This is a genomic window from Neobacillus sp. (assembly GCF_031988165.1).
GTDB lineage: Bacteria > Bacillota > Bacilli > Bacillales > Cytobacillaceae > Neobacillus > Neobacillus rhizosphaerae.
In genome coordinates this window covers 125613-136971 of record NZ_DALZYO010000004.1, presented here as the reverse complement: position 1 = coordinate 136971, position 11359 = coordinate 125613, and the positions used below count along the sequence as shown (strand labels likewise).

Genomic DNA, 11359 nt, shown 5'->3' with positions numbered 1-11359 from the left:
CATGAGGTCTCAAAAGAAAAAATCTAAAAAATGGTTAAAAGTAACCGGAATAGTCCTTTTAGTACTGTTGATAGCTGGAGGGGCTTACGGTTACACCGTATATCGCTCTTTTAAAAATGCAGTTGTGACGATGCATCAACCACTCAAACGAGAAATGTCTGTTAAACGGGAGAAACCCGTAGCCTTTGAAAAAAAGGATCCTTTTTCCGTTTTAATGCTAGGGGTTGATGAACGAAAAGGGGACAAAGGGCGATCTGACACGATTATTGTCTTAACTGTAAATCCCAACAACAAATCTGTAAAAATGCTTAGTATCCCTCGTGACACCCGCACGGAAATTATCGGAAAGGGCAAAGAGGATAAAATCAATCATGCCTATGCTTTCGGTGGTGTGCCCATGTCGATGGACACCGTCGAAAATTTCCTTGATATTCCAATCGACTATTATATGCAAATTAATATGCAGGGGTTTAAGGATATTGTCGATGCTGTTGGCGGTGTAAAGGTCCAAAACGACCTAGATTTCACAGAGAGCGGCTTCCATTTTGCTAAAGGGGAAATAGAGCTAAATGGGGAACAAGCCCTTAGTTTTTCAAGAATGAGATATAATGACCCACGAGGAGATTTTGGCCGTCAATCAAGGCAGCGTCAGATCATTCAAGCGGTGATTAATGAAGGCATGAGCTTGTCATCCTTAACGAATTTCTCACATATTTTTACTGCACTTGGAAAAAATATTAAAACAAATCTTACGTTTGATCAGATAATGGATATTCAAAAGAATTATCGGGAGACTGGAAAAAACATTCAACAAATGGAGATAAACGAAACCGGCACAAAGATCGATAAAATTTACTACGGCCTGGTCTCACCAGAAGAAAAGCAAAAAATTCAAGCAGAACTAAAGAAACAATTAGAATTGCAATAATGGATGACCAATGGCTGACTCTACCAATCGTTCAAAAAACGATATCATGAGTCAGCCATTTTTCATCCCTACTTTGAATAATTTAACAACTGATCGTCCTGTATCCACCCCATAAAGACAAATGTCCACGAGTGGTGCCTGACACCCTTATCTTTCAGTGGGTGTCAGCCATACTTATAACTCTATTTTTGTTTACTTTACAGTACCAAGGTGTGCTAAAAAGTTTTCTACTTCATGTTTATACGGCATGGCTGGAGCTGTGCCTATTTTTGTAACTGAGAGGGCTGCGACCGCATGGGAGAAGGTCATGGCTTCTCTCACTGACGAACCAGAGCTTAATGCGTGAGCAAATCCGCCGTTAAAGGCATCTCCTGCCCCTGTCGTATCAACAGCTTCAACCTTAAATCCCGGAACCAATTCTCCTTTTTCACCGCCAGTGTAAAGAAATGCTCCCTTACTTCCCAAGGTGATGATTACAGTACCGACACCCATTTCATGAATCTTTTTCGCTGCTGCCAGCGCTGTACCTTCATCGACAACCTCGACACCACTCAATTCAAAAGCTTCTGTTTCATTTGGAGTAATAAAGTCGACACCTCGAAGAATTTCTCTTGGAAACTCCTGATAGGGAGCTGGATTCAAAATAACCGGAACTTGATGCTTCCAAGCAAGCTTCACCGTAGTCACAACTGACTCAATACTAGTTTCTAATTGAAGCAAAACGATGTCCGCATCTTTTACCTTCTCTTCCGCTTCTAACACTTCTGCTTCCGTAATCGTCCCGCACGCCCCAAGTGCAACGACAATGCTATTTTCACTCTTATCATCAACAGCAATCAACGCAGCCCCTGTAGCCTGACTAGGATCCACCTTTATAAATTCCGTATTCACATTCTCAGCTTGGAAATGACTCAATGCTTCTCTTCCAAAAACATCCTCACCCAATTTCGTTACAAACGTGACCTCTGAACCGCAGCGTGCCGCAGCTGTTGCCTGGTTTCCCCCTTTCCCCCCAGGTCCCATCTTAAACGGACCGCCAAGAACGGTTTCTCCCGGTTTCGGAAGATGTGGTGTCCGGCTCATTAAATCAACAACATAACTTCCAACTACAACAACCTTTGACATAATTCTCCTCCTATTTGATAAAATAGGAAAAACGCAAAAGGATTGCGTTTTTACCAATCTAATGTATTCAAACCAGCTAATTCCACACAACGATTACTTTGTCTTAACCTCATTTACATTCTTAGAAGTTACAAGTGTAGAATCAAGAATGACTTCTTTTTCAACACTTTCTTTCTTAGAGATTTTCAAAGCTGTCTTTACTGCCTCTTTTCCAAGGAAAACAGGTGGTTCAGCGATAGTTGCTTCTAATTTTCCACCCTTAATCGCTTCAATCGCAGGATCTACGGCATCACAGCCAATTAATGTAATTTCATCAAGCCGTCCTGCTGCTTCAATCGCAGCTAATGCACCAAGTGCCATTTCATCATTTGCTGCGTATACACCATCAATCTTAGGGTTCGCTTGAAGGATGTCCTCCATAACCTTCATTGCCTGACCGCGGTCAAAGTTAGCAGCCTGTCTTGCCACCACTTTAAATCCAGGAGTAGCGTCCACTACTTCATTAAACCCTTTGCTTCTGTACTGCCCTACGTTTGTACCTAAAATCCCTTGAATTTCAACAATATTCCCTTTTCCACCAAGTGCATCTTTTAAAAAGTTTCCGGCAATTCCACCAGACTTAAGTGCATCGAATCCAATATGTGTAATAACTTCTCCACCATTTGATTGACGGTCAATTGTAAATACAGGAATTTTTGCATCGTTAGCCTTTTTGACTCCCTCAGCAATGGCATCGCTATCAGCTGGGTCAATAATTAACACATCAATATTTTGCTGTAAAAGATTCTCTACGTCCGCTAGTTGTTTACCAGGGTCATTTTGTGCATCCGTAACAACAAGATCAATTTTATCTTCCTTCGCCTGTGCCTCTGCCCCTTCTTTAACTGCAACGAAGAACGGGTTATTAAGGGTATTCATTGACAAACCGACTTTTAACTTACCATCCTTAGATTTCGAACCGGATGTTTTTGAACTCGATCCTTCATCCATACTACACCCCACAAGACCAATGATAATTGCAAGCATTGCTAACAGAGAAATAACCTTTTTCATCTTCTTACCCCCAACAGTTTATTTTTTTATTTTTGAAAACTTACTATCTACTAATACAGCAACTAAAATGACAAGACCTTTAGCAATACTTTGATAGAAAGGAGAAACGTTCATCAAATTAAGAATATTATCAAGAACACCCATAATTAGTGCCCCAATTAACGTTCCTGTTACTCCTCCCTTTCCTCCAGCTAAACTCGTCCCACCAATAATAACGGCTGCGATAGCATCCAATTCAATACCTGTCCCCGCAGTTGGCTGTGCTGACATCAATCTTGAAGTGTAAATAATCGAGGATAATGCTGAAAGAAGCCCTGCAATCCCAAATACAGCTATTTTAATAGCCTTAACATTAATACCAGCAAGAATAGCTGTTTCCTCATTTCCACCGATGGCAAAAATATAACGTCCAAAGCTAGTGTATTTTAACATCCAATACATAAATCCAAAGATGATAAACATGATGATGATTGGAATCGGTATCCCAAATAACCGGCCGCTGCCAATGAAACGATATGCTTCATTACTTACAACAAGAGGATAACCTTTTGTATAAACAAGCGTCATCCCACGGGCGATAACCATGATTGCCAAGGTAGCAATAAAAGATGGCACCCCAAATCTCGCTGTTATAAAGCCATTAAAAAGTCCAAACAGTAAGCCTACGCCAAGGGCTGCTAATAAAGCTAGTGCCAGCGGCCATCCAGCAGTTAAAGCCCCTGCTAAAATAGCACCGGAAAATGCCATAACGGCTCCGACTGAAAGATCAATTCCCGCAATTAAAATAACCAGTGTCATTCCGCTCGCGATGATGGCAATAATCGATACTTGGCGAAGCACGTTCATCACGTTACTCATTGTAAAGAAAACATCTGATAAAGCCCCTGCAATCACACACAATACAATAAAAATCAATAATACACGGTACTTTTCAACCAACGTCAACCAGTTAAAAGATCCCTTTTGCCTTTCTTGCTTAACAGGTGTCGTACTATGCATTCATTACACCCCCTGATGCGTAATAAAAGATTTTCTCCTGAGTAGCTTCATTCTGGTTGAACTCCGCGGTAATTCTTCCATCATTCATAACTAAGATGCGGTCGCACATGCCCAGCAATTCTGGCATTTCTGAAGACATCATGATAATCGAAATCCCGTCCTCTGTAAGCCTTTTCATTATCTGATAGATTTCAGCCTTTGCACCAACATCAATACCCCTAGTTGGTTCATTTAAAATTAATACCTTGGGATTCATCTGCAGCCATTTTCCAAGAACAACCTTCTGCTGATTTCCTCCGCTTAGCGTTCTAACTTCTACACTTGGGTCATGAACCTTTATTTTCAAATCCTTAACCCAACGGTTCACAATCTCATCCTTCTTTTTTCTCTTCAAAATTCCAAAACGGGAAATTTTTCGATAAGTCGGCAAAAGCAGGTTTTCATATACCGATAGTCCAAGGACCAAACCTTCCTGCTTGCGGTCATCAGTAACGAGTGCAATTCCCGCATCAATTGCACCCCTTGGGCTTTTAACAACCTTTGAATCTACTTTTATGGTCCCACTCATATTTTGGTATAAGCCAAAGATGGCCTTGGAAAGCTCAGTTCTTCCCGAACCCATAAGACCGGCGATGCCAACAATCTCACCCTTTTTTATCGTAAAATTAATGTTTTGTAGCATGTCCGGAATCGAAACATCTTTAACCTCGAGGATTACATCATTAGATGGGGCCCCCTTCTCCGGGAACAAATCTGTCAGCTCGCGTCCAACCATCATCGTTACCATATCCTCTTTCGTAACATTTTTCACCAAAGCACTTCCGATATATTTTCCATCCCTTAAAACTGCGATAGAGTCAGCCACCTTCTGAACCTCTTCTAAGCGATGGGTAATAAAAATGATTCCCATTCCTTGGTGCCTCAACTCTTTCATAATCGAAAGTAGCTTGTTCGTTTCCTCATCATTTAAAGCAGCCGTTGGTTCATCCATAATGATAATCTTCGAGTTGAACGAAAGGGCCTTCGCTATTTCAACCAACTGTTGTTCCGCAACGGATAAGTCTGTAATAAGTGTGTCGGGTGAAATCCGGGTTAACCCTACCCGCTCGAGCCACTTACGCGTTTCCTGCTTCACTTGTTTGCGGTCGATGATACCCTTTGTTTTGCGGGGCTCCCGACCGATAAAAACATTCTCAGCAACACTCATATGTGGAATCAAGTTAAATTCTTGATAAATAATACTAATGCCTAAGTTTTGCGAATGCTTTGGTCCCTCAATAGTGACTGGCTCGCCATTTATGTATATCTGCCCATTGCTTGGCTGGTGAACGCCTGCAAGCACTTTCATTAATGTTGACTTGCCAGCACCATTTTCACCAAGCAAAGCAAGAATCTCGGACTGATTTACATGAATGGATACAAGATCGAGAGCTTTTACCCCAGGGAATTCTTTTGAGATTTCCCTCATTTCAAGTAACGTTGTCCTCATTCATCCCTTCCTCCTTTGAACGAATTTCATATTTTAATAAACAACTCCTGCTACTAAAATCACATTTGCATATCCTGTAAACTCACCCGTTCTAATTAACCCTCTTGCTTGTTTCGTTTGTTGCTTAAATTCGATATGTGGGACATAGTTAATCGGAATGTTTTGGAATCTGCTAACAATTTGCTGATGCATTTCAGGGCTAACTGTTTTGACTTCCTCTGCTAAAATAATCTTCTCAACCTCAAGCTCAGTTAGAACTGTATCAAGTGTCTCTAAAAAACCTGGTATTCCCTCTTTCAGAGCTAAGTCAATCCGATGTGTCACATTTTCAGGGATTGGTAAGCCTGCGTCAGTGATTACAATGGTATCAGTATGACCAGTTTCGGAGATTAATTGATTAATTCTAGGGTTTAAAATTCCGCCTTTTTTCATATCTATCTTCCTCTCATTTCAAAATGTAAACGTTTAGATTTTGATTTTATTTAATTGACATGATTCGCGAATTTTTAATTCTGGTGATAAAAGGTATTGTCTTTTTGGCAGATTTCCTTTCACATTCATTCGTTCATAGAGTAATTGGACAGCAATTTCACCTAGTGTATTCATCGGCCTTGATACGACAGACAATTTCGGTTTGATAAATGTAGCAATTTCCACATCATCAAAGCCAATAAAGGAAACCTCTTCCCCCAATTTCCAATCCAAATCGATTATTGCCTTCACACAGCCAATCGTCATTAGGTTGTTGGATGAAAAAATGGCTGTAGGTTTATTTTCTAAATCAAACAGCTCATGTGCAGCATGGTAGCCGCTTCCTTCCATGAAATCTCCTTGAATAACCATGCTTTCATCAAAGGGGATATTATATTCCTCAAGTGCTTTCTTATAGCCTAAAAACCGTTCATGTCCAGGTGTTGTATTTTGCGGTCCACAAATAATCGCAATCTTTTTATGTCCTTGTAAAATTAAATGCTGTACAGCCTGATACGATCCGTTCACATTATCAACCAATACTGTATCCACTTCAAAATTCTTAATTGCCCTATCAACAGCGACAATTGGTATCCCCTGGTCATGAAGCAATTTAATATGGTCACCTGCTTCATTTGCGGTTGTAATAATAACCCCGTCTACTCCACGCTCAATAAAAATTTTAACAATCTCTTCTTCTACTATTGGTGATTCATTGGTACTGCTTAAAATCGTATAATATCCTTTTTCCCTTGCTTTTTGTTCAATTCCAGAGACAACAAGTGGAAAAAACGGATTTTTAATATCTGGAACAATAATACCAATTGTATGAGTTTCCTTTCTTTTCATACTTCTAGCAACAGCGCTGCGGATATAACCAAGTTCATTGATAGCGTTTACAATTCTTTCTTCAGTTACTTTTCGAACCCCGCCTTGATTATTGATTACTCTTGATACTGTGGCGATTGATACATTTGCAAGCTTCGCTACATCCTCAATTGTCGGTTTGTATTCCATGTAAAAAACTCCTAAATTCAGCTATTAGTATGTAAACGTTTAGATTTCCTTTACCTAAGTTCTTTTTTTTAAAGAAAAAAACGGTTTGTGCCTCTGATTTAAAAATGTAAACGTTTAGATTTTATATTTCGATTCTATCACCACTCGTAAATGGGCGCAATATTTTTTTAAATATTTTAAAAATTACGCGCATTAATTTTTATGACAACATGAAAAGCCACTCTTCGGGATCAGTTTTATATAGAAGTAGAATTTCTCCATGGTGCCTGACACCAAAAATAATCTTTAAAGTATTGTAAAGGTTTAAATGTTTCTTTCTATAGATCGCTGGTGAATGAGTATTGGAAAATCCGGGTATCTCGATGGTGAACGAGACATGAAGTAATCTTATCTTTTTTTTCGTTTCTCACATTCCATTAAAATATCCATTGAAATCATATTCATTTCACCTCAAAATGGAATTAAGTTTGCAAAGTAAATTTATGACTATATGGCAAAATCTTAACAAACATTCTAAGAGGAACGCGGTGAATCAAGTGATGTGGTTGTATGTTGTTCTTTCCTATTTAATTGGCAATATCATGTTTGGGTATCTGGTTACAAAAGCCCTGTATCACAAGGATATTCGCCTTCATGGAAGCGGGAATGTCGGGGCTCGCAATGCCGGTCGACTTCATGGAAAGAAAGCGTTCGTTATCATTTTTCTTGGCGATGCATTAAAAGGTGTGAGCGTTATTCTCATCGCCCGCTATCTTCACTTTCCTGAGTATATACAAATGTTTGGACTAGGGATGGCTATTCTAGGCCATATAAAACCAGTTGCATTGAAGTTCAAGGGTGGGAAAGGAATCTCCACTTTTATTGGCGGGATGATTTGCTTCGATCCACTGCTAATCCCCATAATCCTGGTGGGATTTTTCGCCCTTTATCCATTTACCAAAAGCTTTACCTTTGCAGGGTTAGGAGCGTTCCTTGCCATTCCAATATTTCTATTTTTCAAGTCATATAATTGGATAACCTGTGTAATGGCACTCGCCATAATCGTAGTCATTTTTCTAACACATTCTGAAAATATCAAGGAAAGGCTGAAGGATCGTGGACAATAATCATGGGTATTTTTTTAAAATTGCAACAAGCTGTAACGAATTTGAACGAATTCACCAATTAAACTATCAAACTTTTTCAGAAGAAATTCCTCAGCATGAAAAAAATGAGCTAAAAAAATTGGTGGATCCTTTCCACCATGAAAATACATACATCATTTGCATTAAAGATGACGAGCTTATCGGTATGGTCGCTGTTCGCGATAATCGTCCGTTTTCGCTTGACCGGAAAATTGGTGCTATCGAAGAAGCACTCCCTATTATAGTAAATCGCCCTTGCGAGGTTCGGCTTCTGGCAGTCAAAAAAGAATTTCGAAATGGTCGGGTCTTTGTTGGGCTTGCGCAATTTTTAGCTCAATATTGTTTGGAAAAGGGGTATGATGTCGCTGTTATCTCCGGAACGGTCCGTCAATTAAAGCTATATAATCAAATGGGCTTCCAGCCATTTGCCCAGCTGACCGGTATAGAAGAAGCCCTTTTTCAACCCATGTATTTAACGAAAGAAACATTTGAAGCATCGCTTGCAGGTAGAATTCTTCATCCATCCATACCGTTTTTACCAGGGCCCGTTCAAATCTCTGACGGAGTTCGCGCTGCACTAATGGGCCTCCCCTACTCCCACCGAACTAAAGGTTTCCGCGAAAAACTAAACAGGATCAGGGGTCTGCTATGCGACTTAACGAACTCCCAGTATGTCCAGGTTTTACTAGGCTCAGGCACACTCGCAAATGAAGTCGTGGCTGCCCAGCTTTCATTAATGAAAGGCAGAGGACTCATATTGGCTAATGGTGAGTTTGGCACCCGCATAGTAGAACAAGCGCAGCGGCAGGGACTTAGCTTCGATGTATTGGAAAAAGAATGGGGGCAAACTTTCTCAAAGGAAGAAATTGTTGAAAAATTATCAACCAAGTCGACATGGATTTGGGCTGTGCATAGTGAGACATCCACCGGCATGCTAAATGATCTGACGCTCCTCAAGAGGATTGCGGGAGAGCACGGCCTTAAGCTTTGTCTTGATTGTATCAGTTCCATTGGCGCGGTGGAATTGGATTTATCGGGGGTATTTTTAGCAACCGGCGTTAGCGGGAAAGCCTTGCGTGCGTTCACTGGGTTGTCCTTCGTCTTTCATCATCACCAGGTTGCTCCGTCGCCTGCCCTTCCAAAATACATTGATTTGGGGGTCTATATGGTCAAGGACAGTATCCCGTTTTCTCATTCGTCCAACTTTATTGAAGCGCTGCTAGTGGCAGTAGAAAACATGACGAGCGAAACATATAGAAAGATTAGTGAAACGCATCAATGGTTGAGAAATAACCTTAAACATTCTGGCTATCATTTGATAACAAGCAATGAAAATATTTCTCCTATGATTCTAACCATTGAACTGCCCAAAGCTGTCTCATCTTATGAAATCGGGAGAGTTCTTCATTACAATGGTTACCTGTTACACTTTGAAAGCGAGTACCTCCAGCAGCGAAACTGGATGCAAATTGCTTGCATTGGCGATTATTCCACCGCGACTTTAGAAAAAATGACTAACCTTCTTTATCAGGTTGTCACATACGAACTACAGCAGCTTCAGGCTTCAACGTCAAAGCTCCTGAATGAAGGGGCCCAATTAGAGCGGAAAGTCACATTAATAAAATGACAATTCAATCAGTGGCAAATCTTTTCCACCCCCACTGATTGTCCATCCCACGAGGACAGTGTCCACAAAGGGTGCCAAATTGACATCCTGAAATATGTATAAAAACTCCATGGTGTTAATATTTATTATATATGGAAATATTCACTTATTTTGTGTATAGGGGGTAAGTCTCTGAAGATTGTTAGAGTCATTCAATGGGTGATTGGTGCTCTCCTTCTCGTTTATGGCATTTATCTAATATTTGGATTACAGGAGTTCTTCGGTACCTTAGCCATTATTGCGGCCTTTTTTATTCTTCCTACTCTTGAAAAAAAAGGAAAAAATGCTGCTAGCCAAGATGAGCATCATCATGATTATAATAGTGACACGGCTAGCGAGGCAGAAAATTCTTCCTGGAGCAGGGACTCTGACGGGGGCAGTGTCTCAGGTGGAGAAGGCGATGACTAGTCTCACTATTTTGTCCATCCACGTACTGAACTTCTTCATTAAATCCACGTTCATCTTATGAATGTCCCTGATTATTTTAGGAACATTCATTCATACTCTCAATAACGCAGAAAAAGATGGGTTTGCCCATCTTTTTCTACGTTTTTTTCGCTTTTGAAAAAAAATACAGGAACCATACCGCATGATTTTGCTCATCGGCAGCCGCCCTTCGAAAAGTTTCTTTTATATATGCGTCGGTTGCGGAATCAGCAATTTCTAGATAAAAGTCAACTGTTTTTTGCTCATCCTTAAGTGCAAATTCCAATCCATCCAAATAAACATCAGGACATCGCTCAGTGATTTTGGGTTGTGGCTGTCTGCCAGTCAGACTAGTATAAATCTGTCCAAATTGTTGAAAATGCTTGATTTCATCTTGGTGAATCTCAAGAATTCGTTTTCGCTCATTTTCTCTTCTGGCTAGTTTTGCTATTTTAGCATAACAATTTATCGCACTATACTCTCCGTTAATTGCTTTTTCAATATCATTTATCAACTTATTCGGTTGCCTATTTAAAGCATCATAGTAATTTGAATACGGATACATAACTAGGCTCTCATCTCCCTATTTTATACTTATGAATATCCTACGTTTCACGTGCAAAAAAGGTGCCTGCCCAATAATTATTTAAGAAAAATACAAGTTTTAACTCGATTTCAGTGATGTTTTTCCTAATCAAACGTTTCATTAAATCTGCCATTTGACCCTTTAAATAAAGGTATTCTTTCGTTACACTGGGGAGGAAGTGTGTCGACTAATCTTCTTCGTAAACGACAAAATACTCATTATATCCTAACAAAGTACATTCCTCGACCATTTTTTCCGTATTTCTGTCTTAACCAATTGATTGATTAAATCCCCTAAATACTCATTAATAAAGGTTTCTACTCCAAAGACAGAAAAAAGATTGTCGATTTTCCCTTCACATAATGGAAAATACAGGTTACTATTAAATTAACAAATTAAGGATGTACCTGAAAGTATTGGGTAATGTTGATAAAAAGGAGTGTGAAGAAATTATTGGAAGCCCCGCAACCTTCTT

Annotated in this window: 11 protein-coding genes; 4 read left to right on the top strand and 7 right to left on the bottom strand. The window is 39.8% G+C overall.

Annotation, left to right across the window (positions count from 1 at the left end):
• The first annotated feature begins 1 nt into the window (after nt 1).
• Entirely contained in the window at nt 2–928 is a 927-nt protein-coding gene (tagU, locus tag RTR43_RS03710; RefSeq protein WP_312469740.1) for a polyisoprenyl-teichoic acid--peptidoglycan teichoic acid transferase TagU, read from the top strand.
• A gap of 192 nt (nt 929–1120) precedes the next feature.
• Here the strand turns inward: tagU and rbsK are convergent, their stop codons facing one another.
• The 6 genes from rbsK to RTR43_RS03680 form a co-directional block, all read right to left on the bottom strand.
• Nucleotides 1121–2053 (bottom strand): ribokinase, encoded by a 933-nt coding sequence (gene rbsK / locus RTR43_RS03705; protein WP_312469738.1) that lies wholly within the window; start codon nt 2051–2053, stop codon nt 1121–1123.
• A gap of 93 nt (nt 2054–2146) precedes the next feature.
• Entirely contained in the window at nt 2147–3106 is a 960-nt protein-coding gene (locus RTR43_RS03700; RefSeq protein WP_248734487.1) for a substrate-binding domain-containing protein, read from the bottom strand.
• 18 nt (nt 3107–3124) lie between these two features.
• Nucleotides 3125–4105 (bottom strand): ABC transporter permease, encoded by a 981-nt coding sequence (locus RTR43_RS03695; protein WP_312469736.1) that lies wholly within the window; start codon nt 4103–4105, stop codon nt 3125–3127.
• Nucleotides 4098–5594, bottom strand: a complete 1497-nt coding sequence (locus RTR43_RS03690) for a sugar ABC transporter ATP-binding protein (RefSeq protein WP_312469735.1) — start codon at nt 5592–5594, stop codon at nt 4098–4100. Before RTR43_RS03690 ends, RTR43_RS03695 begins: the two co-directional genes overlap by 8 nt.
• Nucleotides 5595–5627: 33 nt before the next feature.
• Nucleotides 5628–6026 carry a D-ribose pyranase gene (gene rbsD, locus RTR43_RS03685; RefSeq protein ID WP_312469734.1) on the bottom strand — a complete coding sequence of 133 codons (399 nt, stop codon included), beginning with the start codon at nt 6024–6026 and terminating at the stop codon, nt 5628–5630.
• Nucleotides 6027–6059: 33 nt separating this feature from the next.
• Nucleotides 6060–7082, bottom strand: a complete 1023-nt coding sequence (locus RTR43_RS03680) for a LacI family DNA-binding transcriptional regulator (RefSeq protein WP_312469732.1) — start codon at nt 7080–7082, stop codon at nt 6060–6062.
• 527 nt (nt 7083–7609) lie between these two features.
• On the opposite strand from RTR43_RS03680, the gene RTR43_RS03675 reads away from it, so the two are divergent.
• From RTR43_RS03675 to RTR43_RS03665, 3 genes are all read left to right on the top strand, one after another.
• Nucleotides 7610–8188 carry a glycerol-3-phosphate acyltransferase gene (locus tag RTR43_RS03675; protein ID WP_312469731.1) on the top strand — a complete coding sequence of 193 codons (579 nt, stop codon included), beginning with the start codon at nt 7610–7612 and terminating at the stop codon, nt 8186–8188.
• On the top strand, nt 8178–9833 hold the full coding sequence (locus RTR43_RS03670; RefSeq protein WP_312469730.1) for an aminotransferase class V-fold PLP-dependent enzyme: 1656 nt from the start codon (nt 8178–8180) through the stop codon (nt 9831–9833). Before RTR43_RS03675 ends, RTR43_RS03670 begins: the two co-directional genes overlap by 11 nt.
• A 198-nt stretch (nt 9834–10031) precedes the next feature.
• Nucleotides 10032–10280, top strand: coding sequence for a hypothetical protein (locus tag RTR43_RS03665; protein ID WP_312469729.1), 249 nt, complete (start codon nt 10032–10034; stop codon nt 10278–10280).
• A 136-nt stretch (nt 10281–10416) separates the two neighbouring features.
• Here the strand turns inward: RTR43_RS03665 and RTR43_RS03660 are convergent, their stop codons facing one another.
• Nucleotides 10417–10863: a ferritin-like domain-containing protein gene (locus RTR43_RS03660; protein ID WP_312469727.1), complete on the bottom strand. Its 447-nt coding sequence runs from the start codon at nt 10861–10863 to the stop codon at nt 10417–10419.
• Nucleotides 10864–11359: the final 496 nt, after the last annotated feature.

Coding starts and splice junctions, on each gene's coding strand:
- rbsD (WP_312469734.1), bottom strand. CDS start 6,026: ATGAAAAAAGGCGGAATTTTAAACCCTAGAATTAATCAATTAATCTCC.
- tagU (WP_312469740.1), top strand. CDS start 2: ATGAGGTCTCAAAAGAAAAAATCTAAAAAATGGTTAAAAGTAACCGGA.
- RTR43_RS03660 (WP_312469727.1), bottom strand. CDS start 10,863: ATGTATCCGTATTCAAATTACTATGATGCTTTAAATAGGCAACCGAAT.
- RTR43_RS03680 (WP_312469732.1), bottom strand. CDS start 7,082: ATGGAATACAAACCGACAATTGAGGATGTAGCGAAGCTTGCAAATGTA.
- RTR43_RS03690 (WP_312469735.1), bottom strand. CDS start 5,594: ATGAGGACAACGTTACTTGAAATGAGGGAAATCTCAAAAGAATTCCCT.
- RTR43_RS03700 (WP_248734487.1), bottom strand. CDS start 3,106: ATGAAAAAGGTTATTTCTCTGTTAGCAATGCTTGCAATTATCATTGGT.
- rbsK (WP_312469738.1), bottom strand. CDS start 2,053: ATGTCAAAGGTTGTTGTAGTTGGAAGTTATGTTGTTGATTTAATGAGC.
- RTR43_RS03695 (WP_312469736.1), bottom strand. CDS start 4,105: ATGCATAGTACGACACCTGTTAAGCAAGAAAGGCAAAAGGGATCTTTT.